This window comes from Pseudomonas agronomica, from assembly GCF_025917275.1.
Classification (GTDB): Bacteria; Pseudomonadota; Gammaproteobacteria; order Pseudomonadales; family Pseudomonadaceae; genus Aquipseudomonas; species Aquipseudomonas agronomica.
The window spans coordinates 1-2,053 of sequence record NZ_JAOSHO010000702.1 but is presented as its reverse complement, the minus strand read 5'-3'; the positions used below and the strand labels follow the sequence as shown (position 1 = coordinate 2,053).

The 2,053-nt window shown below is 60.6% G+C and carries 1 protein-coding gene and 1 pseudogene; one reads left to right on the top strand and one right to left on the bottom strand.

The window, feature by feature from the left end; translation table 11 throughout:
- Positions 1-421, bottom strand: a pseudogene (locus OC610_RS26320) (mechanosensitive ion channel family protein); the annotation flags it as partial.
- 192 nt (positions 422-613) lie between these two features.
- Here OC610_RS26320 and OC610_RS26315 point away from each other — a divergent pair.
- Complete coding sequence (locus tag OC610_RS26315) at positions 614-1,960, top strand: DEAD/DEAH box helicase (protein ID WP_072341427.1); 1,347 nt, start codon at positions 614-616, stop codon at positions 1,958-1,960.
- Positions 1,961-2,053 lie beyond the last annotated feature (93 nt).

Here is a 2,053-nt window from a genome sequence, read left to right as displayed (position 1 = left end):
TGATCGAGCGGGTTCGCGCGTGTTCGGTGCGGGCGTAGACGTCCAGCAATGCGCTGAGCAGCGCACTGATCGTGAGCAACATGAACAGGATGGTGAAGGACAGCGCGACATTGCCGAGGAAAATCATGCTGGTCTTGCTCAGCCCCGGCACCAGGTGCAGGCCGGACTGAATGATCAGCGACGGCGTCGTCTGTGCCAGGCGGTGAAAGACTTTGTTCTGGCGCAGGTCGTTGACCCAGTGCAGGGCCGGTTGCCGGCCGATCAGCTTGGCGCCATGCAGGATCAGGTAGCGCGCCACGCGCCCGAGCACCAATGCGATCGCCAGCAGCAGCACCAGCGCAAGGCCGGAATGCAACAGCGGATGTTGATCCAGGGCGCCCCAGAAATCCTGGAGGTTGAGCCAGAGTTGTTTGATATCCATGGGCGAGACGGTTCTTCTGTGAGCGCGATGGGGCGAATTAGAGCATTTAAGCGGCGCGAAGTGACCGTTGATCGTGAAACCAACGATCAAAACACTCCGATTTGCGGCCGTTTGCATAAAGAAACTCGGCCTTCGCGCTCGAAACCGTTACCCTATGCAGCTGTTTTTTTGCATTTCTTCGAGGTAGCACCCGTGTTTTCCCAATTCGCCCTGCACGAACGCCTGCTCAAAGCCGTGGCCGAGCTTAAATTTGTCGAGCCAACGCCGGTGCAGGCAGCGGCTATTCCGCTCGCGCTCCAAGGGCGTGACCTGCGGGTGACGGCGCAAACCGGCAGCGGCAAGACCGCCGCGTTCGTGCTGCCGATCCTCAATCGCCTGATCGGCCCGGCCAAGGTCCGCGTCAGCATCAAGACCCTGATCCTGCTGCCGACCCGTGAACTGGCCCAGCAGACCTTGAAGGAAGTGGAGCGCTTCTCGCAGTTCACCTTCATCAAGTCCGGGCTGATCACCGGCGGTGAGGATTTCAAGGTCCAGGCCGCCATGCTGCGCAAGGTGCCGGACATTCTGATCGGTACCCCAGGGCGGATGATCGAGCAATTGAACGCCGGCAACCTCGACCTCAAGGAAGTCGAAGTGCTGGTGCTGGACGAAGCCGACCGCATGCTCGACATGGGTTTTGCCGAAGACGTGCAGCGCTTGGTGGACGAATGCGTCAACCGCCAGCAGACCATGCTGTTCTCTGCCACCACCGGCGGTTCGGGCTTGCGCGAAATGATCGCCAAGGTGCTGAACAACCCTGAGCATTTGCAGCTCAACGCGGTCAGCCAACTGAACTCCACCACCCGCCAGCAGATCATCACCGCTGACCACAACCAGCACAAAGAGCAAATCGTGAACTGGTTGCTGGCCAACGAGACCTACGAAAAAGCCATCGTCTTCACCAACACCCGGGCCATGGCCGACCGCATCTACGGTCGCCTCGTTGCCCAGGAATACAAGGCGTTCGTGCTGCACGGCGAGAAAGACCAGAAGGACCGCAAGCTGGCCATCGACCGCCTGAAACAGGGCGGCGTGAAAATCCTCGTCGCCACCGATGTCGCCGCCCGTGGCCTGGACGTGGAAGGCCTGGACATGGTCATCAACTTCGACATGCCCCGCAGTGGTGACGAATACGTTCACCGCATCGGTCGCACCGGTCGTGCCGGCAACGACGGCCTGGCGATCTCGCTGATCTGCCACGGCGACTGGAACCTGATGTCGAGCATCGAGCGCTACCTCAAGCAGAGCTTCGAGCGCCGCACCATCAAGGAAGTCAAAGGCACGTACGGCGGACCGAAAAAGGTCAAGGCGTCGGGCAAGGCCGTTGGCGTGAAGAAGAAAAAGGTCGACGCCAAGGGCGACAAGAAAAAAACCGGCGCCAAGGCCCCGACCAAACGCAAGACCGCCAACCGCCCGAAGACCGACGCCCCGTCGCTGGTCAGCAAAGACGGCATGGCCCCGCTCAAGCGCCGCAAGCCAGAGGCGCCGGCGGCTGAGTGAGTTGGCGTTAACGCTTCATGAAAAAACCGGACCTTGGGTCCGGTTTTTTATTGGGCGAATTCCCCAATCCCGTGGCGAGGGAGCTTGCTCCCG